The 1253-nt window shown below is 66.6% G+C and carries 1 pseudogene; it reads left to right on the top strand.

The features are described from left to right. Positions 1 to 166: 166 nt before the first annotated feature. Positions 167 to 1253, top strand: a pseudogene (locus NW853_RS07075) (ATP-binding protein); the annotation flags it as partial.

Here is a 1253-nt window from a genome sequence, read left to right as displayed (position 1 = left end):
TGGGAGAGGGGCTGGGGGTGAGGGAGCAGAGCGGTCTGGGAACGTCCCTAGAAATCTCGGTCGCGCAAGCGGTGCGTCGCTTGAAAACGATAGACTGGGGTGTACAGCTCTCAATCTGCCCTGGATCTGGGAAGATTCTCAAAAGATCGCCAAGATCTAACCGTCGATGACCCACCTCCCTAAGTCCCCTTCGGGATCTGCAACCCTGGCCCCTCCCCGCACCTTCCCTCTTACCGCCGTGGTCGGACAGCAAACCGCCAAGCTGGCTCTATTGTTGGCGGCGGTGGATCCCGGCTTGGGAGGGGTGGTGCTGGTGGGGCCACGGGGCACGGCCAAGTCGGTTTTAGCCCGAGGGATCCACGCCCTGCTGCCTCCTATCGAGGTGATTGCCGGCTCCTATTGCAACGACGACCCGGCGCGGCCCGAGACCTGGTCAGACTGGGCCAAGGCCCGCTACCCCCAGGGAACAACGCCCCCCACCCGGGTGATGGCCCCTCCCTTTGTCCAGATTCCCTTGGGGGTGACGGAGGATCGGCTCTTGGGATCCGTGGATGTGGAGGCCTCGGTGAGGCAGGGGGAAACGGTTTTCCAACCGGGGCTCTTGGCCGCCGCCCACCGGGGCGTGCTCTATGTGGACGACATCAACCTCTTAGACGACGCCATCGTCAACCTGCTGCTGACGGTGGTAGGGGAGGGGGTAAACCGCCTGGAACGGGAAGGGCTAAGCCTGCAGCACCCCTGCCGGCCTCTCTTGGTGGCCACCTACAACCCCGAAGAGGGATCCCTGCGCCCCCACCTGCTGGATCGCCTGGCCATGGTGGTGCCGCTGGAGCGGGAGCTGAGCCTGGAGGAACGGCGGGAGATCGCCCAGCGGGCCAACCAATTCGGCGATGCCCCCGACCCTTTTCTGGCGGAACACCAGGCGGAACTGGAGGAAATCCGCACCCAGATTATCCTGGCGCGGGAGTGGCTGCCCCAGGTTAAACCGCGGCGGGAACAGATCCACTACCTGGTGCAAGAGGCCATCCGCGGCAACGTCCAAGGCCATCGAGGGGAGCAGTTTGCCCTGCGGGCCGCCTGTGCCCTGGCCGCGCTGGAGGGACGGGATCGCCTGGTAGCCGAAGATCTACAACAGGCGGTACAACTGGTGCTGCTGCCCCGCGCCCGCTACGACCCCGAGCCACCCCCGCCGCCCCCCCCCTCGCAACCCGCGGAAGCCCGCCCCCCCCGCCCCCCCCACGCCCGGGGGGCAC

Origin of the sequence: Synechococcus sp. H55.11 (genome assembly GCF_047462475.1) — a bacterium.
Taxonomy (GTDB): domain Bacteria; phylum Cyanobacteriota; class Cyanobacteriia; order Thermostichales; family Thermostichaceae; genus Thermostichus.
Note: the sequence above shows the minus strand (reverse complement) of the source record. Positions and strands in the feature narration are given on the sequence as shown.